Here is a 23,044-nt window from a genome sequence, read left to right on the forward strand (position 1 = left end):
ATGCCGAATTTGATCAAAGTCGGCATGGCCGACTACAAGGTCGGTGCGGCTCCCGCCACACTCATCAGCTATGGACTGGGTTCCTGCATCGGCCTTTCACTATATGACCCTAAGGAAAAAGTGGGCGGCCTGCTCCACTATATGCTGCCGGACAGTAAGCAGGCACGCCCCTCCGATACACCGGCGAAGTTCATCGATACGGGATTTCCGCTCATGCTGGCGGACGTTCTGAAACTTGGGGGGGTAAAGTCCCGTCTCGTTGCAAAGATCGCGGGTGGAGCGCAGATGTTTGCGTTCTCCAACTCGACGAGCGTCATGCGCGTCGGCGAGCGAAATGCACAGGCGGCAAAGGATCTTCTGGCGGCACATGGCATCCGCCTCATCGCCGAGGATACGGGGCTCAACTATGGACGCACCGTATCCATCGACTTGAATGACGGTACGTATACCGTCAAGACCGTCAGCAAAGGGGATAAAACCATCTAGGGGGAAGGTGATTTCTTGTTCAAAGTGGGGATGGCGCTCGCATTTTCGGTGATCGCTGCTCTCGTCGTTTTTTTGACGGGGCTCTTTACCGATGCGCGTATTGGCACAGCATTTCTGCGCAGCCTCATCGCGTTCGTCTGTGCCGGTGCATTTACCTATCTTGTCACCTTCATTCTCGAGGCAAAAGGTTGGACAGCGTACGACAAGATGCCGGACGAGCGCATGGAAGATATGAAGAAGATCGTTTATGATGCCGATGACATCGACTTTGACGCAGAGGACGACGGCGCAGAGGATGCAATTGCCTTTGCTGAGCCCAAGGATTTCCGTCCGCTGTCGGCGGAGACGCTGACGCACATGACGTCGCCGGATGAGGCGCATGAGCCGCCGGTGGATGAGACGTCGGCGGATGAGGAACGCACGGCAGCGGCACCGGCGTAAAACTGACGGATGCGCGGAGAGGAGATGATGCAGATGGCGGAGCCGATAGAAGAGGATATCGAGGCTCTGTGGAAGGCGTATGAGACGGAAAAGACCATTGAGGTGCGAAACCGTATTGCTGAATACTATCTCCCTCTCGTACGCCTGGTTGCCGGACGCATCGCTATCAGCCTGCCACAGCACGTCGATCGGGAGGATCTTCTGAGCAGTGGGTTCTTTGGCCTGCTCGATGCGATCGAGCGATACGAGCTCACACGCGGCAATAAATTTGAGACCTATGCGGGCGTACGCGTACGCGGCGCGATCCTTGACCACCTGCGTGCAAAGGACTGGATTCCCGTCAGCGTACGTCAGAACATCAAGCGCTATGAAAAAGCTGTAGCTCATCTGGAAGGGACTCTTGGGCGTACGGCGACAGATCAGGAGCTGGCGGAGGAAATGGATCTCAGCATAGAGGAATTACATCGTCTTGAGAGCCAGGTCAGTGCAGCAACCGTGATCCCCCTTGAGGAGTATCTCCGCACCGATGCTCAGGCATCCCTCGAGGATGGTCCTGTGGAGCATGCAGAGTGGACGGAGATCAAGGAAACGCTTGCTGCTGCGATTGAAAAACTCCCCGAGAAGGAGCGGACGGTCGTGGCGCTCTACTATTATGACGAAATGACACTAAAGGAGATTGCGGCTGTTCTCCACCTGTCGGAGGCGCGCATTTCCCAGCTGCATACGAAGGCAATCTTCCGTATGCGGGGCTCTCTGGCACGGATGAATGATGTTGGTTAACCTGCGCATCGCCCCGACGAAAATCGTTGTAATCGAAGCGCAATTATGAAGGATCTGGAGTGGGACTTATGGAACGTATCGTTGGGGGAAGAAAAGAGGGCTTTCAGCTTGCCCTGCGTGAGGATGGCGCCTACCTTACCGTTTATCCGGAGGAGCCGGATGCGGACGTCGTTGACCTGTCCGCTTTGCGTGAGAAGATCGAGGCGGCGGGCGTTACGGACTACGATGTCCTCCAGCTCGCGCATCTCGTGCGTGCGGCGGAGGGGGTTGAGGAAAAACTTAACGCTGCCGCTGAGGATGGGGAGGATAACCTCACCATCCCCTTTACCATCGAGATTCCGAACGATGCGATGTCGGCAGCGGTACGCTTCGACGATAAGAAGGGAAATCTGCCGCCGTCCGTCGCGGATGTATTGGATGCGCTGAAGGAGAAGAAGGTCGTCTACGGCATTGACTGCGCAGCGATTGGGCGCGGCGTTGCGCGTCTCACTCCCTTTATGGCGGCGCGCGGGACAGCACCCGTCGCAGGCGAAGATGCACGGCTCGAAAAGAAATTCGACATGGGCGTCAAGGGGCGTCCCGCAGAGCGAGCCTTTGACCGCGTCGACTACAAGGACATGAACATCTTTCTTCGGGCGGCAATCGGTGATGTCCTTGTCGTCCGTATCCCGGAGACACAGGGCATCCCGGGGAAGAATGTATTCGGCGAGGAGGTTGCGTCGAGACCCGGAAAGCCGATCAATCTTCCACAGGGAAAGAATACCAAGGTGGTCAACAACGACGAGCTGGTCGCCGTCATCGATGGGCAGATCGTCGATGACGGGAAGAAGGTCAGTGTCGATCCACATCTTGTCATCGACAGCAGTGTCGATGTGGGCACGGGCAATATTGACTTTGCCGGCAGTGTGGAGATACGCGGTGACGTCGAGAGCGGCTTCTCCGTCAAGGCAGCGGGCGATGTTGAGATCAAGGGCATGATCGGCGGTGCGGAGGTCGAGGGGCGCAACGTCATCGTACACGGCGGCATCCGCGGCATGAACGTAGGGAAGATCCATGCGCGCGAGGATGTGAGCATTGCCTTCGTTGAGAATGCGAACATCACAGCAGAGCGCGATATCTTCGTCAATGATGTCGTGCTTCACTCGGTGATGCGCGCAGGGCACCATGTCACTGTTGAGGGGCAGCGCGGATTTATTACGGGCGGCTCCGTTGGGGCAGGGGAGTCCATACGCGCAAAAATCCTTGGGAATAACTTCTATGTGCAGACCAACATCAATGTCGGCATCGATCCGAATCTCAAGCACAAATATGACAACCTGCTGAAAGAATATCAGGCGGCGGATAAACAGCTGACCCAAGTGCGGCTTGCCCTTGAGACACTGAAAAAACAACCGCTCATGAGTCTGTCGGAACGCCGTCGAGAGCAGCTTGCCGAACTGACCCATGTGCAATTCCCGCTGGCGACCAAGATCAAGCGGATGAAGGAGGAGCTGGAGGAGATGCGCGAGGAGTTGGAGCAGATGAAAAACGGCTCCGTCGAGGCGTCGGATACCATTTTCCCGGGGGTCAACATCATCATCAGTGGGGTGAAAAAGACCGTGGACAGCGAACTGCGCCATGCTAAGCTGCAGGTTCTTGAAGGGGAAGTCGTCACAGGCATTCTGTAGAAAAGGAGACAGCACCATGAACGTCACGCCAATCAGCATGCAGATGATGATCCCGCAGTCCAATGAGGCGGGGAATGTTCAAAGCAATATGCAGAACCAGGTCAATGTTCAGCAGACCTTTGAATCCCTGCGCCAGAAACAGGATGCGGAGCTCGCACGTCAGCAGGTGCGTGCGAAGGAAAAGGCGAGTGACGACGCGCGTGTCAAGGACGATCCGGAACGAGAACGCCGTCAGGGACAGCGTGGAAGGGGACAGGGCGGACGAGAGCAGCGGGAGGATCATGGTGCAGAACTCCTTCAGCGGCTTGCTGCTGACCCCAATCGTGGTGTGCATCTTGATATTAGCTTGTAGGGAGGCGGCCTGTTATTATTTCCATCACCGAAATCCTAGGCGCACTCATCATACTGGGAGCTGTACTGCTCCTCATCGTGCGCTACATCATCCATCGCCGCCAGCGCAGCGAGGAAGATGATGAGGAACTGGCAGAATCCATCGAGAAACTAAAAAAAGAGCTCCGACAGTCGGCGGACACCATCATCAAGCGCCTAGGCACCCACGTGACAAAACTCGAAGGACTCCTGCGTGAGGCAGATCAGCGGTGCACGCAGCTGGAAACGCGTGTGGCGGATGCACAGCGCCTCGAGTGGGCACTCCAGCAACGTATCGAAGAACTCGAACGCCGTCTTCGCGACCTCGGCGGAACCGTGCCCCCTGCGGCCTATACCGCATCACGCGCGGGCACTGTTCCTCCGATGCCGCCTTCGGTTCAGCTGACGGAGGCGCAGCGCACGGACGGCGATGCCTTTGCTGCCGTCCTGCATCAGTCCATCCTGCGCGAACAGATGCGCAGTACCGCTCCCGCAGCGATGCCCGCTGCACCGCATCCGCAGCAAACCATGCAACCTGCGATGCAGGTACAGCCACAGGCACGTCCCGTTGCGCCTCCGCCACCTGTGCCGCAGCAGGCGCCGGTTCCCGCACCACGGGAAGAGGACGGTATGCCGGAGGAAGAGATGCAGCCCGCCGCGCAGGAAGATGAGTCCATGGGCAAGGCACGCGCCCTCCTGCGCGCCGGACGCACCATCGAACAGGTTGCGCGTGAGACCGGTGTCGAGATCGGTGCGCTTCGCCTGATGAAGCAGATGACGCAAAAGGATTGAGAAAGAAACAAATCCGACACTTGACGGACTTCATTTTTATCGGCGATTCCTTGACAAGATGCGAAAAGGTCGGTATAATAGCCACTGTTCGGGACGTAGCTCAGCTTGGTAGAGCGCTTCCTTGGGGTGGAAGAGGCCGCAAGTTCAAATCTTGTCGTTCCGACCATTCTTTTGAACATTGCTGGAGTATTCAGTATGTGATGCTGAGTACTCTTTTTATTATGGGTAAGCGTACGTGTAGGATTGAGCGATGCCGTTTTTCAGAATCAGCGTTGAGGTGACTTGAAAACAGAGGACAAATCTGCTAAGATAAAGATACAAAAAGAGAGACACCGCAAGGCGTCACCTCTTCACGAATTACGGATTAACCGCTCACGTTTTGAAGGACAGGGCGGTTATCTCTTTTTTATAGCAACGATCAAGCTAGTGACGAGTACAATCACTAAGATAAACTCGTAATAACCCATATTGCACCACCTCCCACTTATAGAGTTGGAGAGGTGAAGAGAATAGACGCCCTACTTGTTGTGTCTCTCTTTTGGCATTATACAAACGATGGCGGGAAAGTGCAGCTAGCAACGCTCTATAAGAGCATCAACGTTTTACAGAATCCGTGTTGGGATATCTTGAAAAAATGCGCTGTGTCTGCTATGATAGAGGTACAAAAAAAGGAGAACCACCGTAGGGCGGCTACTCCTTCACAGAATAACGGAATAACCGCTTACCGTGTCAAAGTAGGGCGGTTATTTCTTTTTTATGGCAACGATGTAGCCAGTGACGAGAACAATGATTAAAATGAACTCGTAATAACCCATAGTGCACCACCTCCCGCTTATAGAGTTGGAGAGGTGAAGAAGTTAGCCGCCTTTGCCTTTAGTGGTTCTCTTCAGGCATTATACAAATGCTTTTCGGAAAGTGCAAGCAGCAACGATTTGGATGAAAAGTTGGTACATGGTCTTGCTGCTATTGACAGAATCTATACAAACATCTTGCGAACGCTGTGTGAATCTGTTATCATAAAGACAGAAAAGGAGGACCCCTCTCTGGCGGCTGCTTCTTCACATGGCTATGAAATACACCGCTCACGTTTGGGACGTAGGGGCGGTTTTTCTTTTGCAGCGTGATCGGACGGATGGCGTATGCGGCATCTGTCGAAGGAGGGCAGGTATGGATGTTATCGTAGATCGTGGCGTGCTGCAGGTGCTGCTGCTCGCCGTGATGTTTCTATCCATTATGGTAGAGATCAAGACGGGCGGGCTGGGCGTCGGTGTCCTGCTCGGGATTGTCGCGGCGGCGGTGTTCTGGGGCAGCCAGTATACGCGCGGTCTGGTGGAGTTCTATCACATCGCGGTGTTTCTTGTCGGTGTGCTGATGATCATTGTGGAGATCTTGCTGCCAACGGTCGGACTGCTCGCGGGGCTGGGCGTTGCAGCGATGCTCTACAGCATAGTGCTCGCGCTCGGCGGCGACATCGGCGCACTCGCTGCGCTCGGCATCGCGCTTGCCATCTCTGTGGCGGTATTCCTGCTCGTCGTTGCCCGTCTGCCATCGAGCCGGCTGTGGAACAAGCTGGTCCTTCACAATAGCTCGCGCACGGAGGAGGGCTATGTCAGTGCCGTTGGGGCAGTTGATCTCATTGGGAAGATGGGCAAGGTGCTCACGGAGCTGCGGCCTGCGGGAACGGTACAGATTGACGGCCGCCCTGTTGATGTCGTCTCGGAGGGCGCATTTATTGAAAAGGGGACGCGCGTTGTCGTCCTGTCTGTGAGCGGCAGCCGTGTGGTAGTGCGTGAGGCATAATATTTCGGATGGATGAACATACATCTAGGAGGTTTTCATGGGTACACTATTCGGAGGAGCATTCCTCGTTGTCATCGTTATCCTGGCGGTTTCGATCTTTCTGCATTTTGTTCCGCTCGGGCTGTGGGTCTCGGCGATCTCGGCAAATGTCTCGGTCGGCATTGTCTCGCTGGTTGGGATGCGCCTGCGCCGCGTTCCGCCGAGCCGCATTGTTCTGCCGCTCATCAAGGCGAATAAGGCAGGGCTGGATGTGAGCGTCAACCAGCTCGAGGCACACTATCTCGCAGGCGGTAATGTGGACAAGGTGGTGGATGCGCTGATCGCGTCGCATCGCGCGCAGATCGCCCTCCCATTCGAGCGCGCAGCGGCAATTGACCTCGCGGGGCGCGATGTGCTCGACGCGGTGCAGATGAGTGTCAATCCAAAGGTCATCGAGACGCCGATTGTCTCCGCTGTGGCAGCGAACGGCATCGAGCTGAAAATCAAGGCGCGCGTTACGGTGCGTGCGAACATCGATCGCCTCGTTGGCGGTGCAGGGGAACCGACGATCATTGCACGTGTTGGCGAAGGCATCGTGACGACGGTCGGCTCCTCGCAGAGTCACAATGACGTGCTTGCCAATCCGGACGACATCTCGAAGACTGTGCTTGGCAAAGGCCTCGACGCAGGAACGGCATTTGAGATTCTTTCCATTGATATTGCCGATGTCGATGTCGGGCGGAACATCGGTGCAGAGCTGCAGACCGATCAGGCGGAGGCGGATAAGCGCATCGCACAGGCAAAGGCGGAGGAACGCCGCGCGATGGCAGTTGCTCGTGAGCAGGAGATGAAGGCGTACACGCAGGAGATGGAGGCCAAGGTGGTCGAGGCGCAGGCAGAGGTGCCGCACGCTATGGCACAGGCGCTGCGCGAGGGCAAGCTCGGTGTCATGGACTATTATCAGCTGAACAACATCCAGTCGGATACGGATATGCGCCATGCGATCAGCGCATCGGGGAAGCAGGATGACAAGCATCCGTCTGTCCCCGTAAAGTGAGGAATGCACCATGGAATTTCTCGTCGTAGTCGGCATCCTGATCGCGATCAGCGTGCTCGATGACCGTGTGCGCGGAAAGAAAAAAGTTCCGCCGCCGACCGTGCCGCAGGAGATTCCCCGTCATAAACGCGGAGCGACAAAGGGCGGTGCGTTCGAGATCCCCCCGATGCGCGGCATCCCCAGCCGCATCGAGATCGGGACAGTTGATCCGGCGGAGGCAGAGCGTGCACTGCGCCAAAAGTGGGAGGCGGAGCGCAGAGCTGCCGAGAAGGCAGAGGCGGCGCACCGACAGGCAGGGAAGCAGCGCGCCGCACAGGAACGGCGCGCTGAGGTACTGTCCGCTGCAGCATCTCCTGCGATAAAGGGGCTGCCGCAGTGGACGCCGCAGACGATGCAGCAGGCGGTCGTGATGGCGGAGATCTTGGGGAAGCCACGTGCTCTGCGCCGCTTTCCGCAGCGATAGCAAAGAAAAACGAGGATTGCCACATCGGCAATCCTCGTTTTTTGTGATTCTCTTATTTGATCTTATTCAGCTGATCTGCCATGTCTGCCGCACTGCGGTCACCCTCCACCGCTGTGATGATGGGCTGTGCGCCGAGCATGACCGTGGAGCCGTCTGCGTACGCATCCGCAGCGGCGTGCCCATTCTTATAGGCTGCCGCGAGGTTGCCCATAACGAAGTAGGCGCGCTCCGCCGAGGTCATACCGTTGGCAGGGGCGGGGGTCACGAACTCCTTTTTGTTGATATAGACGGTGCCGTTGTTCACTGTGACCTTGCCGCCGCTCATCTCAGTCAGCTTCTTGGCGTAGTTGTCACGGCGCGAGGCATTCGACGGATGATCGGCGGCACCGGACATGATGGAGACGACATTGGCGGAGTTGTTGCCGTCCATATCGATGACACGCTGCCATACCGCTGCCGTTGCTCCTGGGTTGTACGGAGAGTGCGAGATGTAGTCAAAGGCGAGGTTATCTGCCTCCCACTCCATCGGCTTGGTGAGTCCCTGTCCGCTCCATATATTGGCGGCGATTGCACCGAGCACCGTACCCGTCGCACTCGCAAGAATCGCAGGCCCGAGCGAACGCTTCATGCCCCTTGCAGGGTGATCCTTCTGCCCGTGCCCCATCTCATGGGCGAGGACGACGGCGATCTCATCCTCGTTATTGAGGTAGTTGTAAAGCCCCGTATTGACGCTCATATTATGTCCGAGCGTACAGAATGCGTTGAAGCTGTTCTCGTTGTTGATGAAATAGAGGTACGGACGGTCATAGATGGTCGCGTCCTGTGAACCGATCGCCGCCGTCAGATTGGTGAAGATGCGGTCGAGCTGATTGTTGAGCGCGTAGTCGTCATTGACCCCGTACTTTTCGCGCAGCTGATTGTTCAGCGCCTGACGACCTTCCTCAGTTGTGTTGTAGTACTTAATCTCCTTGTTCATCTCAGCGGACGCTGCAATACCGCCGACGATCGCACCGATGATGTTGCCCGTGCTTGCCTCGGCCACGGCTGGGGTACTGAGGGTAATGCCACCCGCCATGGAGATGGAGAGAGCAAGTGCGACACCACTTCGCATCAATTTTTTCTTATTCATAATTCCTCCTAACATATGAACCGATGAACATATTATATCGGATGAAAATATTTCTGTCCAGTACAGAGGGAAAGAAGCGTGTCGCTGTAAGCGCAGAGCAGGTTTTAGGAGAGTAGGACTTTTTTCTCCTGCGTGTGCAGAGGGGGCGCTATTCTTGACACCATCCACAAAAAACATTAGAATATATAAGAATATGCGCTTATTTATGAACGAGGAGGTGGCCGTTATCTTTACGGAAATACTCATGATAATTATCGCCATTGGCGTTGGCGCTGCAGCCGGCTATACGGCACGCAGGCGTGCGGCAGAGGCACAGATAGGATCAGCCGAAAGTGAAGCAAAACGCATTGTCGACGAGGCCGGGAAGGCGGCGGAGACGAAGCGGAAGGAAGCACTGCTCGAGGCCAAGGAGGAGATCCAGCGGCAGCGGCAGGACTTTGAGCGTGACACGAAGGAACGCCGCAGTGAACTGCAGCGCATGGAGCGTCGTACGATCCAGAAGGAGGAGAATCTCGACCGCAAGCTGGAATCCATCGAGAAAAAGGAGGAAGGTCTCGCACGTAAGGAAGCACGCATCGACAAGACGCAGGCAGAGGTCAGCGCGCTCTATGAGAGTCAGCGGCAGGAGCTCGAGCGCATCTCTGGGCTCTCCTCCGAGGAGGCACGCACCGTGCTCATGGCAGAGGCAGAGGAAGAACTGAAGCATGAAAAGGCACGCAAGATCAAGGAATATGTCCAGCAGACGAAGGACGAGGCGGACAAGGCAGCACGTGAGATCCTGAGCGTCGCCATCCAGCGCTGTGCTGCCGATCACGTAGCGGAGACGACGGTCTCGGTCGTTGCTCTGCCGAACGATGAGATGAAGGGGCGCATCATCGGGCGCGAGGGGCGCAACATCCGCACATTGGAGACGCTGACGGGCATAGACCTCATCATCGACGATACGCCCGAGGCGGTCATTCTTTCGGGCTTTGATCCCGTACGCCGTGAGGTGGCGCGTATTGCGCTCGAAAAGCTGATTCAGGACGGTCGTATCCATCCCGCACGCATCGAAGAGATGATCGAGAAGGCGCGCCGTGAGGTCGACCAGCGCATCAAGGAAGCAGGGGAGCAGGCGACGTTCGAGACGGGCGTGCACGGCATCCATCCCGAGCTGGTGCGTCTGTTGGGGCGGATGCGCTATCGCACGAGCTACGGACAGAACGTGCTGGCGCACTCCATCGAGGTCGCGCATCTCGCGGGGCTGATGGCGGCGGAGCTGGACTGCGATGTCATGCTCGCCAAGCGCGGCGGCCTCCTCCACGACATCGGCAAGGCAGTCAGCCATGAGATCGAGGGTCCGCATGTCACAGTGGGCGCCGAACTCGCACGCAAGTACCGTGAGTCGAAGGAGGTCATCAATATCATTGCTTCACATCACGGTGATGAGGAGGCGACAACGGTGGAGGCCGTGCTCGTCGCGGCGGCGGATGCTGTCTCTGCAGCACGTCCCGGCGCACGGCGAGAGAGCCTTGAGTCCTATATCAAGCGACTGAAGGCGCTCGAGGAGATCGCGGAGTCATTTGACGGCGTAGAGCGCTGCTTTGCCATTCAGGCGGGGCGTGAGATCCGCGTGATGGTAAAGCCGGACAAGGTGGATGATGCGGGAGCGGCAGTTCTCGTTCATGATATTGTAAAGAAGATCGAGGGCGATCTCGAGTATCCGGGGCAGATCAAGGCAACGGTGATCCGTGAGACGCGCGTTGTCGATTATGCGAAGTGAGGCAAGAAACATATAAATAGGGGACATCTGCCCTTTATTTATGGGAAATATGGAGGATGGACAATATCCGCGGTGAAAAAGCGGAACGGCCCGACGTTCAACAAGGAGTGCATCATGCAGCAGCTGACCTATATTGTTTCCGGGACTGCCGATGCGCAGCGCAAGGCGGAACAGGCAAAGGAAAAACTGGATCGGATTCCGCATGTGGAGTCTCTGCTCATTACGATTGCCGCCCCCTGTGATATGCCGGCTGAGAAGGCAGGGAGCATGGTGAATGCTGTGCGGGAGCTGTTCCCGCATGCGCGGATCCTGGCGCATACCTGTGCCCTCAAGATGGCGGATCTGTGCCTTGATACGGAAGGGGCCATGCTGACCTTTACGGCGTTTGAGTCATCGCGGGTGGAATTTGTCACGGTCAAAGGAAATACGCCGATATCAGAGGCAAAGGAGAGTATTGCCCGCTTTATCGGCACACGTCCGCATACCAAGGCAGTCGAAATCCTTGTGGTCGGCCTTATGGATCAGCTCGGTGCACTGCTTGAGGAGGGCACTGCGATGGACGAACGCATCGCGGTGTTTGGAGCCTTTGTTGATTCGCCGCCTATGGGAGTGCACGGCTATCTGATTGCGGACGATGCGGAGCTGCGGCTTGGAATGGCCGCCATTGTGTTCCACGGCGAGACGCTGGATGCGCATGCAGTACGCAACTTCGGTTGGAATGAACTCGGCCGTGAGATTGTTGCGACACGTGTAGACGGCTGCACGGTCAAGGAGTTGGACGGCGGCATACCGCTGCGTATCTATGAGCGCTATTTTGGCATCAAGGGGAATGGCGACTTCAGTTCGGATGCGGCACTCTTCCCGCTCTGCTTCGAGGAGGAGGATGGCTCGGTCTCCGCGCGTGTCCCTCTTAAGATAGAGGAGGGATCGGGAGCACTCACCTTCGGCCTGCCCATGCAGGCGGGGACGAAGTTTCGCCTTGCTTACGGCGACCCCTACGGCATTCTCACGAAGGCGGCGGAAAACGCACGTGATATGTCTGCGTTCTCACCGCAGGCAATTTTCGGTGTGGCGTGCATCGGGCACTATCTCCTGCTTGGCGAAGATGTCGTGACGGAAATGTCCCCCTGCGCTGGGCTCCCCTCGTCGACTGTATTTGTATTCGGGGAGGTTCGGCGCGTTGGGCGACGCATTGTTCCGGCAAATTTGAATGTCCTGCTCGTAGGCATGAAGGAGAAATCCAATTACGTCAAGGCCGCAAAGCTGGAGCCAAAGCGCGTGGCACCGCTGTCCTACGATCGGAAAATGCTTGCATTCATGTCGCACTTCATCCGTGTTTCGGAGGAGGAGCTGCATACGGTGAATCAGCAGCTCACGCAGCTTGCCATTCGCGACACGCTGACGAATCTGCTGAACCGCCGCGAGATGGAGCGCCTCCTGAAGGAGGCGGTGTCAGTCTCACAGACGCAAAAGACACCACTCTCGGTCATCCTTATGGACATCGACTACTTCAAGGGCGTCAACGATACCTATGGACATGATATGGGGGACAAGGTACTTCTTACGGTGTCGGATGCAATCTCCCACACGATCCGTGGCTCAGATGCGGGCTGCCGCTGGGGTGGGGATGAGTTCTTCATTATTCTTCAGGGGGCGCCGCTCGCAGTTGCGGGCAGAGTCGGGGAGCGTATTCGCCGCAGGGTGGAGGAGGCGAAAATGCCGTTTCACCACAATGTCACGATCAGTGTCGGCGTAGCTGCCTTCGATCCGGAGCAGGATAATGAGCTCCAGCTATTCAAGAATGCTGACGAAGCACTTTATCAGGCGAAGAAGGCAGGACGCAATGTGGTATATGCGCTCGGCTTTGGGCGTGTGAGCAGTGAGGAATAGTCGGTCATGGAAAGGGGGCGCAACATGTGGGATTCTTTTCGCAGTATGTTTTTAGGGCAAAGATCGGTTCGAACGTCTCGTGAACAGGCACGTCCGGGTGTGCAGCTGCTCGCTTCCGTGCTCGTCTGCTTTCCTGAGATTGCGGCGGTTTCCTACGATCCATGCGAGGGAATGCTGACGATGGCTTTTTTCGTTTGCGCACAGCTGTCACCCGCAGAGGCGGAGGCGTTTACCGCGTTTCTTGGTGAGAGCATTGAGAGCTTTCATGCGATCGAGGGGAGTGTTGTGACGGCGATGGACTTCTCCTATGAGCGGCATGATGGGCTCATGATGCTGCATCTCGCACGGCGGATGGATGAGGTGACGGAGCGGGAGATTGGGCTTACGGTACAGCTTCTGACCGATCGCTTCGGCGATGCGCTGCTCGTGGACGTACATGGGGCGGACCTGCCCGATGCGGAATTCCGACAGATGCAGCATGAGACACTCGATCGCATGCTGACCGCCGTACGCGAGATGCCGCTGCGCGATCGTCTCGTTGGGATTCGGGAGCGCGACCAGGTTGTGGTTTATAACCGCTGATGGAGTAAGAGAGGAGGGGACGCCGTGCGCATACTGATCGTCGGTGATGTCGTCGGACACGCGGGACGGCGTGCCTTTCGTGCTCTTACGCCGCGTCTGCGCGCGGAGCGTGGCATTGATGTCGTCATCGTCAATGGAGAGAATTCGGCTGGCGGCAAGGGCTATACGCGTAAGGCGCTCGATGAGCTCTATGCAGGCGGAGCCGATATTGTCACCTCGGGCAATCACGTCTGGGATAAAAAGGAGGTTTTCTCCTTCGTGGATGATGAGCCGTTTCTCATTCGTCCTGCCAACTATCCTGAGGGGGCGCCAGGAAAAGGATTCTGCGTCTTTCCCGCCAAGACGGCGAGCATCGGCGTGATGAATCTCTCGGGGCGGTCGTTTATGCCGCCGATGGACTGTCCCTTCCAGAAGGCAGATGAGATTCTTGCCGTGCTGGAGGGTCAGGCGGATCTCATCGTACTGGATTTTCACGCGGAGACCACGTCGGAGAAACTCGCGATGGCACATTATCTGGACGGCCGTGCGGACATCGTTGTCGGCACGCATACACATGTCCAGACAGCAGATGCGCGTATCCTGCCGGGCGGGACGGCGTACATCACCGATCTCGGCATGGTCGGGGCACAGAATTCGGTGCTCGGCGTGCGCACGGATCTCGTCATTCAGAAGTTCCGTACGGGGATGCCTGTGCGGTTTGATATGGCAGAAGGTCCTGCGGAATACGCGGCGGTCATCGTGGATATTGATCCCGCGGGGCAGCGCCCTGCAACGATTGAACCGCTTTTGCTGCGCGAAGCGGAATAGGGAGTCAAGGAGAAGATATATGCCAAGCGATTTGCATATCCATACGACCTTCTCCGACGGCAGGAATACGCCGGAGGAGATCATGGAAGCGGCAAAGGCTGCGGGGCTGCGCTACATCTCCATTACGGATCACGACTCGGTTGAGGGCGTGACGGAGCTGTATGAGAGCGGACACATTTCCTCCGGCAGCCTGCGGGTGATCCCCGGGGTGGGATTCAGCACGGGCGATGGCGGGCACGACGTCCATATCCTAGGCTACAACATCGACATCTACGATGCGGGGCTGCAGGAAAAACTCGAGGAGATCAGCGAGGCACGGTGGACGCGCTTCACGAAGATCGTGGAGCTCCTGCGCGGCCTCGGTTATGAGATTGGTGAGACTGAGGTACTGACGGACGAGGGAATGTGCAAGGCAATCGGTCGCTCTCACGTTGCACGCGTGCTGGTGAAAAAGGGCTATTTTGACTCCGTCCGCACTTGCTTCGACCAGCTGCTGAAGCGTGGGCAGCCTGCCTATGTGCCGCATTTCCGCGTCTCTGCCGAAGAGCTCATCAGCCTCATCCGCGGGGCGGGCGGGATCCCCGTCCTCGCAAATCCCAAGTCTGTCGGCGATGAGACGATCATCATGACGCTCGTCGGGCAGGGACTTCAGGGGGTTGAGGCATTTTATCCCACCTACGACAGGCAGGATACGCAGCACTACCTGGATGTGGCGCAGAAGTATGGACTTCTCGTATCGGGCGGCTCGGATTACCGTGGCTTTCCCGGACGCGGAACAGGGAAGATCGGGCAGTTCACGATCGAGGATGTCTATGCGGAAAATTTTTATCGCCCGCCGCAGCATACGTGAGGATACCGTGAAAAGAGGAGGGACACAATGGACGTAATTGCCCTTGTCGGCCCGAGCGGAACGGGAAAAAGTCACCGCGCACTGTGGGTCGCCCGAAAAAATGGCGCAGATGCCATCATTGATGACGGCATCCTCATCAAAGATGGGAAAGTGGTCGGCGGCACATCAGCAAAGAAGGAAAAGAACCGCATCATGGCGGTACGGCGTGCGATTTTCGTCCTTCCGGGACATGCCGCCGAGGTACGGCGCGCGATTGAAGAGTGTGCGCCGCGCCGCATCCTGATCCTCGGCACCTCGGAGAATATGGTGCAGAAGATCGCGAAGGCACTGCATATCGGTCCAGTCGGTAAGATCATCCGCATCGAGGACGTCGCCTCCAAGAAGGATATGGAGATCGCCCAGTATCACCGCCTGAAACGCGGCGAGCACATCATTCCCGTACCAAGCATCGAACTGAAGCCACATTTTTCGGGTTATCTCATTGACCCGATCAAGAGCTTTTTCAAGACCTCCTCGTCGAAGCGCCGCAAGCTCGGGGAGCGCTCCATCGTACGCCCTGTATTCAGCTACTATGGAAAACTCATCATCGACGACTCAGTTATCAAGAACATCGTGCGCATTGCCGCCGAGAAGTTCGAGAACGTATACCGTGTCGGTGGGACGCGCGTCCGCCACATCGTGAACGGGGACGACGATCTCGGCATCACGGTCTCATTGGAGGTTGTCTTCGCCTATGGACATGCGATCAAGGAGACCATGGTCGCCTTGCGCCATCGTCTGCAGACGGAGATCGAGCGCATGACGGGGATGGTCGTTCACGAGGTCGATATCCTGGTCAAGAGCCTCTATGTCGACGCGCAGCCCTCTCTGCGTGCCGAAGGATAACGCGGTGACGAAAAGCCTTATCATTTTTTAAGAAAAAAAGGCAGAATCAAAAGGATTTTTTATGGGGACGTAGAACTAAATATATATCTATTACGTATGTCGATTTTTGTGTGCGTAAAAATATCGAGGAAAGGAATGTGACGTTTCATGCTGGAGCAGGTGGTCAATACCCCGGTGATAGATGTCAGCAGCCGTGCCATGGCAGCATCGACACTTCGCCATGAGGTGCTCAGCAACAACATCGCCAACGTGAATACACCGAACTTCAAGCGGAGTCATGTCCGCTTTGAGGATCTGCTGAAGAAGGAATTGGGGCTGGAGGACGATCCGCTGATGCCAGTCGTGCGTACGCATGACCGCCACCTCCCGCTGGCGTATCGCGGAAAGGCACACGGTGTCATCGAGCAGGAGAATACGACCAATATGCGCCTGGACGGCAACAATGTCGACATTGACGTTGAGATGGCAGAGGTCGCAAAGAACCAACTTTATTACAATGTACTTGCCAATCAGCTGGGGGGACACATCAGTAGGATGAAGAGTGTCATCACCAGTGGTCAGGGCTGATCGGAGGGCATGATATGGGAATGTTTTTGGGAATTGATACGGCGGCCTCCGGGCTTACAGCGGAACGCCTTCGCATGGACGTGATCTCCAACAATATCGCGAATGCGAATACGACGCGGACGCAGGGCGGGGGTGCCTATCACCGCCGCTATGTCGTGTTTCAGCCGCGTGAGAAGGGACATGGCATCGGCTTTGAGTCCTTCCTGGCACGTGCGTCGAACCGCATGCGCCCCGGTGACGGCGTACGTGCTGTCGGCATTCGCACAGACAACACGCAGGGACCTCTGGTCTATGAGCCAGGGCATCCGGATGCAAACGCAGACGGCTACGTGGAGCGCCCAAACGTCAACATCGTCGCTGAGATGGTCGACATGATCTCGGCGTCGCGCGGCTACGAGGCGAATACGACGACGATCAATGCAGCGAAGTCCATGGTCAATGCGGCACTCCGCATCGGCGGCGGAAACTGATGCACACATTGTAAGGGGGATCCATTATGGAAGTACAAGCACTGCAAATGACTCCTGTAACGATGCGTGCACCCAGCCATTTGGGCGAGACCATCGACAAATCCCAACGCAAAGATTTCGGCACCTACCTAAAAGATGCCCTCTCCGAAGTCAATCATCTTCAGCTTGCATCAGAGGAGCAGACGAAGCTGCTCGCTGCGGGTGAGGTGGAAGATGTTTCTCAGGTTATCGTGGCAGGGCAGAAGGCTGAAATTGCCCTGCAGCTTACCTTGCAGATGCGCAATCGTGCCGTTTCTGCCTATCAGGAAATCATGCGGATGCAGGTATAACTGAAACTGCCGTTCTGTTTGCACCCTCGCGGGGAAGCACAACCGCGGTGACTTGAAGGGAAAGAGATTATGGGAGAGTGGAAAGAGCGCAGCCTTGCCTTGTGGAAACGCTTTGACAAGCGGCAGCGCTACATCATGCTCGGCTCGGCACTCGCAATTCTCGTACTGGTCTTCGGCCTTAGTTTCTGGTACGGCAGCAAGCCCGATATGGTTCCGCTGTTTACCGACATGGAGACCAAAGATGCGGGCGAGGTCGCGAATCAGCTGCGTGAATCGAAGATCAGCTACGAAATACAGGAGAATAAGTCGGGCACGACGATTCTCGTTCCGACGGCGAATGTGCATGAGGCTCGCCTCAACCTTGCCGTGCAGGGACTTCCGCACGGGAACAAGGGCTTTGAGATCTTCGACGACAGCAAACTCGGCGTGACCGAGTTCCAGAACCGTGTCAACTATCTGCAGGCACTGCAGGGCGAGCTGACGCGTACCATCGAGCAGATCGAGGCCGTCGATAAGGCACGTGTTCACATCGTGCTGCCCGAGGACAGCCTTTACAAAAAAGAGGAGAAGCCGGCGACGGCTTCCATTATGCTGCGCCTGAAGCCGCATGCAGAGCTGACGAAAAAGGAAATTAAAGGTATTGTCAATCTCGCAGCACACAGCATCAAGGGGCTGACGCCGGAGAACATCACCATCGTCGACGATACGGGCAAGATCCTGAATGATCCAGACGATCAGGATGAGAAGGGGCTTGGCGCAAAGACCATCACCCAGCTTGAGATGACGCGCAAGGTGCAGGACAACATCGAGAAAAAGGTGCAGACCCTGCTCGATCAGACGCTCGGGGAAGGGCGTGCATTTGCCCGCGTCAGTGTGGAGCTGGATTTTGACGACCGCTTGACAGATCGTCAGACCTTTACCCCTGTGGTAGATGATGCAGGCATCATCCGCAGCCAGCAGGATATCTCCGAGAGCTACAACGGCAGTTCGACGAATCCCGGCGGCCCTGCGGGCGTGCAGAGCAACGTCCCGGGCTATGTTGAGCAGGAGTCAAACGCGAACGCTGCCTACGAGAAAAAAGAATCCACGAAGAACTATGAGATCAACGAGGAACGTCAGCATGTAATCGCCTCCCCGGGCTCGATCCGCCGTATGACGGTTGCTGTCCTTGTCAATGACGACGTGACGCAGCCGCAGCAGGAGAGCATCCTGCGCACGGTGAGCAGCGCGGCAGGCATCAATCAGACGCGCGGCGATACGATCTCCGTTGAGCCGCTGCCGTTCAGCACGGAGGCGGCAGACCGCCGTGCGGCAGAGCTGCAGGCAGAGAAGGATCGTCAGGACCGCATCTTCTACATGCAGGTTGGCGCCGTTCTTCTCATCATTGCACTCATCGTTGCCGCGATTCTCATGTATCGCCGCAAGAAGCGTCTCGAGCGCGAGGCTGCCGAGGAGGCAAAGCGTCTCGAAGAAGAGCGCCTTGCCGAGGAGCGTGCCGCCGCAATCGCTGCCGGCGAGGTCGAGGAAGAGGATCTCTCTGAGGAGGAGCAGCAGCAGATGAACGAGAAACTCGCGCTTCTTGCGCTCATCGACAGCAAGCCTGAGGAGGTTGCGCTCCTGGTCAAGACTTGGCTTACGGAGGAGGAGTAACCATGCCGGATCTATATGGCAGCGGTGATCTGACCAACCAGCAGAAGGCGGCGATCCTCTTTATCGCCATTGGTCCTGAGTACTCCGCAAAGCTGTTTCAGCACATGGATGACGACGAGATCGAGCAGCTGACGCTTGAGATCGCCAACCAGAAGCAGGTCTCGTCCGCTCTCAAGGCGGAGGTCATCTCGGAGTTTTATTCCATGTGCATGGCACAGGACTACATCTCCTCGGGTGGTTTGCAGTATGCACAGAACGTCCTGGAAAAGGCCCTCGGTCCGGACAAGGCGCTCGAGATCATCAACCGTCTCACGACGAGTCTGCAGGTGCGTCCGTTCGACTTCCTGCGCAAGACCGACCCAGCACAGCTTATCAACTTTATCCAGAACGAGCATCCCCAGACCATCGCCCTTATCATGGCGTATCTGGAGCCAGATCAGGCAGCAATTGTTCTCGGAGCATTGCCTCCGGAGTCTCAGGTCGAGGTCACGAAGCGTATCGCGACCATGGATCGCACTTCGCCGGACTCCATCCGCGAGGTCGAGCGCGTGCTGGAACGGAAGCTGTCGTCCATGGTAACACAGGACTTTACATCGGCAGGTGGCATCAAGGCGATTGTCGAGGTGCTCAACCGCGTCGACCGTACGACGGAGAAGGCGATTGTCGAAACCCTCGAGGTCGACAGCCCCGAGCTTGCCGAAGAGATCAAAAAGCTCATGTTCGTGTTCGAGGACATCGTCCAGATCGACGACCGCTCCCTGCAGCTTGTCCTGCGTCAGGTCGAGACCAAGGATCTCTCCCTCGCGCTCAAGGCAACGCCACAGGAAGTTGCAGAGAAAGTCTACAAGAATATGTCGACGCGCGCGGCAGATATGCTGCGCGAGGAGATCGAGTTCATGGGCCCGGTCAAGATCCGCGACGTGGAGGAGGCACAGCAGAAGGTTGTCGCCGTTATCCGCGTGCTCGAGGACAAGGGCGAGATTGTGATTTCGCGCGGCAAGGGAGACGAGATGATTGTCTAGAGTTATCAAGGCCGCCATCTGGGAGGAGAACCCGCATCTCATCGACGTCCCCGCCCCCTCTGTTCCGCCGTCGGCGGACGGCATGGAGGATGGTGTCAGCGAGGAGACCGTCCAGTTCCTGCTCTCGCGCATCGAGGAGCGTGAACACGCAATTGATGTCCGCAGTAAAGAGCTGGACATGGAGATCGCCGTACGCCGCGGTGAAATCGAACAGGAGCGGGAGAAGCTTCTCAGCGAGGCGAAAGAGCAGATCGAAAAGGATCGCGAGGAGGCGCGTCAAGCGGGGCACGACGAGGGCTTTGCTGCTGGCAGAGAGGCGGGCGAGGCCGCCGTACGCGAGGAGATGGAGGATTTCATCCGCCAGACCAACGCGAAGGCGGAGAAGACCCTGCGCGATGCACACGACGCGATGCGTGACTACCTCATGCAGGCGGAGGAGGTCATCGTATCTATTGCGATGACTGCCGTGGAGCGCGTTCTTCCGCAGCATTTCATCGATGTGCCGCAGATGGTTCTGCCCATTGTGCGCGATGCCATCGAGCGCGTCAAGGATCAGAAAGAGATTGTCGTCCACGTTCCGCCGGACAGCTATGACTTTGTGCTGATGGCACGCGATGAACTGCGTGGCATTGTGACAGCGGGGGACAGCAGTCTCTCGATTACATCCGATGAGAGCCTGAAGCCGGGCGACTGCCTTGTGGAGACGCCGAACGGCAGTGTCGATGCACGCCTGCAGACACAGATTGAACAGCTGAAGAAGGCGGTGCGGGAAGTTATGCTATGAATACAAGTGAGACGGGGGGCAATCCCCCATTTTCCATAAATATCCATAAGTTCCAGGATGCACTCCGCGCTGCTTCACCGATGAAGCTGACGGGTAAGGTAACGCAGATCATCGGGTTGGTCATCGAGTCGCAGGGGCCGACGGTGACGGTCGGTGAGCTCTGCTATGTGAGCTCTCATTTTGCAGGGATGCCGCCCGTGCCGGCGGAGGTCGTCGGATTTCGCGAGGGGAGCGTTCTCCTCATGCCGGTCGGCGAGATGCAGGGCATCGGCCCTGGCTGCGAGGTTGTCGCAACGGGGCGCCAGCTCCGCGTGAAGGTTGGTATGGAGCTGCTCGGCCGTGTGCTTGACGGACTCGGCAATCCAATCGACGGCAAGGGCCCCATCCTCGCCAAGGAGGAGTATCCCCTGCAGGCGCCGCCGCCGCCTCCGTTGACGCGGCCGCGCATCCATGACAACCTCTACGTCGGTGTGCGCGCGATTGACGGGCTCATCACGATGGGGGACGGACAGCGCATCGGCATCATGGCGGGCTCCGGCGTTGGCAAGTCCACGCTGCTCTCCATGATTGCACGCAATACAGAGGCGGACATCAGTGTCATCACGCTCGTCGGAGAGCGCGGACGTGAGGTGCGCGATTTCATCGAGCGCGATCTCGGCGAGGAGGGGCTGAAACGCTCCGTTGTCGTGGTTGCCACCTCTGACCAGCCGGCACTTGTCCGCATCAAGGGGGCGATGACGGGAACGGCGATTGCGGAGTACTTCCGCGATCAGGGGCGCAAGGTAGTGCTCATGATGGATTCCGTAACACGATTTGCGATGGCGCAGCGTGAGGTCGGGCTCACCATCGGCGAGCCGCCTGCGACACGCGGCTATACCCCATCGGTTTTCGCCATGTTGCCGCGTCTCCTAGAGCGCGCCGGAACGAGCGAAAAGGGATCCATTACGGGCATCTATACCGTGCTGGTTGACGGCGACGACATGAATGAGCCGATCGCTGATGCGGTGCGTTCGATCCTAGACGGGCATATCGTGCTCTCGCGGCGGATCGCCGCGCAGAACCATTTTCCTGCCATCGACGTACTCAGCAGTGTCAGTCGTGTCATGTATGAGGTCGTTGCGAAGAATCATCTCGAGGCGGCGCAGGAAATGCGTCAACTCATGGCCGTCTATCAGGAAGCGGAGGATCTCATCCACATCGGTGCGTACGTCAAGGGCTCCAGCCCGAAGATCGACGCCGCAATCCAGAAGATCGACGGCATCAACGACTTTCTCTGTCAGGGCATCTACGAGGTGACTTCCTACGCGGAGACGGAGCAGCAGCTCATCGGTCTGACGGGGAAAGAAACGTCCGCAAATGAGGCGGCATCATGAAAAAATTTCGCTTTCAGCTCGAGACCTTGCTCAAGGTGACGCGCATGAAGAAGGAAGAGGCGGAGGTCGCCTTTGCCAAAGCTGTGCGAGCTCTGGAGGAGGAACGTGCCTATCAGCGGCAGCTGCTCGAGGAGATGGCACAGGGACAGCGTGACTACGAGAAGATCTCCAAGGAGGGCACGCACATCAAGATCGGTCGGCTCATGAGTTTTAACCAATTCTTTGGATGGAAACGGCAGCAGATCGAAGATCAGCAGCAGGTGATCCTGCGGGCGAACGCCGTGCGCCAGAAAGCACTGAAAGTACTGATGGAGCAGATGAGCGCGCTCAAGAGCATTGAGAAACTAAGGGAAAAACGCCTTGCCGAGTACAAGGCGGAGGCACTGCGGGAAGAGCAGAAGATGCTTGATGAGATCGGCCTGCAGCTGACCATGCGCAATAGGGAATGGGAGGAAGCCGTATGATAGATCTTTCGGGCATTCAGCAGATTCAGGCGCGCATCGCCGAGATCGAGGGAGAATTCAACCTCAAACAGCAGAATCTCCCGGGGTTGGATTTCGCTTCAAAACTCCAGCAGGAGATCGATAAGAACACGGCTGCGGCGGCGTCCAAAGCACAGGCTGCACAGCGTGTTGACGGGACAAAGCCCGTTGCATCACCGACGCACGCGGAGAAGGCAGGAAAGGCGGACCTGGCCAATCCCGACCTCACGCAGATGATTCATCAGGCGGCACAGAAGTACCACGTCGACCCAAAACTCGTTTCGGCCGTCGCCGAGGTCGAGTCGGGCGGACATCAGGATGCCGTCTCTCCTGCGGGCGCGGTCGGCGTCATGCAGCTCATGCCGGAGACTGCCGCCGGGCTTGGGGTTGACCCGTACAGTGCGGAGGGCAATGTTGAGGGCGGCGCGAAGTATCTGAGCGAGCTGATGAACACCTTCGGCGGCGATGTGAAAAAGGCGGTTGCTGCCTACAACGCAGGACCCAATGCGGTAAAGGCATACGGCGGCGTACCTCCCTATGCGGAGACGCAGGATTACGTGAATCGCGTTCTCGATATATACCGCTAATCGGATGAGATGGGCAGGATAAGGGGAAGAGAAAGAGGGCA

At 57.2% G+C, this 23,044-nt stretch carries 26 protein-coding genes and 1 tRNA gene; 26 read left to right on the plus strand and 1 reads right to left on the minus strand.

All coding sequences use genetic code 11. From position 1 onward, the window contains the following. The 11 genes from HMPREF9166_RS10305 (at position 1) to HMPREF9166_RS10355 (ending at position 7,834) form a co-directional block, all read left to right on the plus strand. Entirely contained in the window at positions 1 to 486 is a 486-nt protein-coding gene (locus HMPREF9166_RS10305) for a chemotaxis protein CheD (RefSeq protein WP_009753953.1), read from the plus strand. 15 nt (positions 487 to 501) lie between these two features. Then, positions 502 to 927 (plus strand): hypothetical protein, encoded by a 426-nt coding sequence (locus tag HMPREF9166_RS10310; RefSeq protein ID WP_039981375.1) that lies wholly within the window; start codon positions 502 to 504, stop codon positions 925 to 927. A gap of 24 nt (positions 928 to 951) precedes the next feature. Beyond that, complete coding sequence (locus HMPREF9166_RS10315) at positions 952 to 1,707, plus strand: FliA/WhiG family RNA polymerase sigma factor (RefSeq protein WP_175279238.1); 756 nt, start codon at positions 952 to 954, stop codon at positions 1,705 to 1,707. 68 nt (positions 1,708 to 1,775) lie between these two features. Next, entirely contained in the window at positions 1,776 to 3,374 is a 1,599-nt protein-coding gene (locus HMPREF9166_RS10320; protein ID WP_009753956.1) for a DUF342 domain-containing protein, read from the plus strand. Positions 3,375 to 3,390: 16 nt separating this feature from the next. Then, positions 3,391 to 3,726, plus strand: a complete 336-nt coding sequence (locus tag HMPREF9166_RS10325) for a hypothetical protein (RefSeq protein ID WP_009753957.1) — start codon at positions 3,391 to 3,393, stop codon at positions 3,724 to 3,726. Positions 3,727 to 3,803: 77 nt separating this feature from the next. Next, the gene (locus HMPREF9166_RS10330; RefSeq protein ID WP_009753958.1) at positions 3,804 to 4,535 is read left to right on the plus strand and encodes a hypothetical protein; all 732 of its coding nucleotides are present in this window, start codon (positions 3,804 to 3,806) and stop codon (positions 4,533 to 4,535) included. Positions 4,536 to 4,624: 89 nt separating this feature from the next. Further along, a tRNA-Pro gene (locus HMPREF9166_RS10335) sits at positions 4,625 to 4,701 on the plus strand. 682 nt (positions 4,702 to 5,383) lie between these two features. Continuing rightward, positions 5,384 to 5,659: a hypothetical protein gene (locus HMPREF9166_RS12630; RefSeq protein WP_138774477.1), complete on the plus strand. Its 276-nt coding sequence runs from the start codon at positions 5,384 to 5,386 to the stop codon at positions 5,657 to 5,659. 43 nt (positions 5,660 to 5,702) lie between these two features. Then, positions 5,703 to 6,335: an NfeD family protein gene (locus tag HMPREF9166_RS10345; RefSeq protein WP_009753960.1), complete on the plus strand. Its 633-nt coding sequence runs from the start codon at positions 5,703 to 5,705 to the stop codon at positions 6,333 to 6,335. A 37-nt stretch (positions 6,336 to 6,372) separates the two neighbouring features. Next, on the plus strand, positions 6,373 to 7,371 hold the full coding sequence (floA, locus tag HMPREF9166_RS10350) for a flotillin-like protein FloA (protein WP_009753961.1): 999 nt from the start codon (positions 6,373 to 6,375) through the stop codon (positions 7,369 to 7,371). Between the two features lie 10 nt (positions 7,372 to 7,381). Further along, positions 7,382 to 7,834, plus strand: coding sequence for a hypothetical protein (locus HMPREF9166_RS10355; protein WP_009753962.1), 453 nt, complete (start codon positions 7,382 to 7,384; stop codon positions 7,832 to 7,834). 52 nt (positions 7,835 to 7,886) lie between these two features. On the opposite strand, the gene HMPREF9166_RS10360 is transcribed toward HMPREF9166_RS10355, so the two are convergent. Further along, positions 7,887 to 8,963, minus strand: a complete 1,077-nt coding sequence (locus tag HMPREF9166_RS10360) for a M48 family metalloprotease (RefSeq protein ID WP_039981378.1) — start codon at positions 8,961 to 8,963, stop codon at positions 7,887 to 7,889. 205 nt (positions 8,964 to 9,168) lie between these two features. Between HMPREF9166_RS10360 and rny the strand changes: the two genes are divergently transcribed. From rny to HMPREF9166_RS10435, 15 genes are all read left to right on the plus strand, one after another. Continuing rightward, positions 9,169 to 10,725 carry a ribonuclease Y gene (gene rny, locus HMPREF9166_RS10365; protein WP_175279239.1) on the plus strand — a complete coding sequence of 519 codons (1,557 nt, stop codon included), beginning with the start codon at positions 9,169 to 9,171 and terminating at the stop codon, positions 10,723 to 10,725. 114 nt (positions 10,726 to 10,839) lie between these two features. Continuing rightward, entirely contained in the window at positions 10,840 to 12,615 is a 1,776-nt protein-coding gene (locus HMPREF9166_RS10370) for a diguanylate cyclase (RefSeq protein WP_039981739.1), read from the plus strand. A gap of 24 nt (positions 12,616 to 12,639) precedes the next feature. Continuing rightward, positions 12,640 to 13,197 (plus strand): hypothetical protein, encoded by a 558-nt coding sequence (locus HMPREF9166_RS10375; RefSeq protein ID WP_039981380.1) that lies wholly within the window; start codon positions 12,640 to 12,642, stop codon positions 13,195 to 13,197. A gap of 24 nt (positions 13,198 to 13,221) precedes the next feature. Then, on the plus strand, positions 13,222 to 14,004 hold the full coding sequence (locus tag HMPREF9166_RS10380; RefSeq protein ID WP_009753967.1) for a TIGR00282 family metallophosphoesterase: 783 nt from the start codon (positions 13,222 to 13,224) through the stop codon (positions 14,002 to 14,004). Positions 14,005 to 14,023: 19 nt separating this feature from the next. After that, positions 14,024 to 14,854: a PHP domain-containing protein gene (locus tag HMPREF9166_RS10385; protein ID WP_009753968.1), complete on the plus strand. Its 831-nt coding sequence runs from the start codon at positions 14,024 to 14,026 to the stop codon at positions 14,852 to 14,854. Positions 14,855 to 14,881: 27 nt separating this feature from the next. Then, positions 14,882 to 15,739 (plus strand): Asp23/Gls24 family envelope stress response protein, encoded by an 858-nt coding sequence (locus tag HMPREF9166_RS10390; RefSeq protein WP_009753969.1) that lies wholly within the window; start codon positions 14,882 to 14,884, stop codon positions 15,737 to 15,739. Positions 15,740 to 15,886: 147 nt separating this feature from the next. Then, positions 15,887 to 16,306 carry a flagellar basal body rod protein FlgB gene (gene flgB, locus HMPREF9166_RS10395; protein WP_009753970.1) on the plus strand — a complete coding sequence of 140 codons (420 nt, stop codon included), beginning with the start codon at positions 15,887 to 15,889 and terminating at the stop codon, positions 16,304 to 16,306. Positions 16,307 to 16,320: 14 nt separating this feature from the next. Next, the gene (gene flgC / locus HMPREF9166_RS10400) at positions 16,321 to 16,776 is read left to right on the plus strand and encodes a flagellar basal body rod protein FlgC (protein WP_009753971.1); all 456 of its coding nucleotides are present in this window, start codon (positions 16,321 to 16,323) and stop codon (positions 16,774 to 16,776) included. 26 nt (positions 16,777 to 16,802) lie between these two features. Then, positions 16,803 to 17,105, plus strand: a complete 303-nt coding sequence (gene fliE, locus HMPREF9166_RS10405) for a flagellar hook-basal body complex protein FliE (RefSeq protein WP_009753972.1) — start codon at positions 16,803 to 16,805, stop codon at positions 17,103 to 17,105. Positions 17,106 to 17,174: 69 nt separating this feature from the next. Next, a complete protein-coding gene (gene fliF, locus HMPREF9166_RS10410) occupies positions 17,175 to 18,755 on the plus strand; it encodes a flagellar basal-body MS-ring/collar protein FliF (RefSeq protein ID WP_009753973.1) in 1,581 nt (526 codons plus the stop codon). 2 nt (positions 18,756 to 18,757) lie between these two features. Further along, complete coding sequence (fliG, locus tag HMPREF9166_RS10415) at positions 18,758 to 19,777, plus strand: flagellar motor switch protein FliG (RefSeq protein WP_009753974.1); 1,020 nt, start codon at positions 18,758 to 18,760, stop codon at positions 19,775 to 19,777. Beyond that, a complete protein-coding gene (locus tag HMPREF9166_RS10420) occupies positions 19,770 to 20,561 on the plus strand; it encodes a FliH/SctL family protein (protein WP_009753975.1) in 792 nt (263 codons plus the stop codon). Before fliG ends, HMPREF9166_RS10420 begins: the two co-directional genes overlap by 8 nt. Continuing rightward, the gene (gene fliI, locus HMPREF9166_RS10425; RefSeq protein ID WP_009753976.1) at positions 20,558 to 21,934 is read left to right on the plus strand and encodes a flagellar protein export ATPase FliI; all 1,377 of its coding nucleotides are present in this window, start codon (positions 20,558 to 20,560) and stop codon (positions 21,932 to 21,934) included. The genes HMPREF9166_RS10420 and fliI overlap by 4 nt, the downstream gene beginning before the upstream one ends. Further along, complete coding sequence (fliJ, locus tag HMPREF9166_RS10430; RefSeq protein ID WP_009753977.1) at positions 21,931 to 22,398, plus strand: flagellar export protein FliJ; 468 nt, start codon at positions 21,931 to 21,933, stop codon at positions 22,396 to 22,398. Before fliI ends, fliJ begins: the two co-directional genes overlap by 4 nt. Further along, positions 22,395 to 23,003: a lytic transglycosylase domain-containing protein gene (locus tag HMPREF9166_RS10435; protein WP_009753978.1), complete on the plus strand. Its 609-nt coding sequence runs from the start codon at positions 22,395 to 22,397 to the stop codon at positions 23,001 to 23,003. The genes fliJ and HMPREF9166_RS10435 overlap by 4 nt, the downstream gene beginning before the upstream one ends. Positions 23,004 to 23,044 lie beyond the last annotated feature (41 nt).

Origin of the sequence: Selenomonas sp. oral taxon 149 str. 67H29BP (assembly GCF_000146365.1) — a bacterium.
Taxonomy (GTDB): domain Bacteria; phylum Bacillota; class Negativicutes; order Selenomonadales; family Selenomonadaceae; genus Centipeda; species Centipeda felix.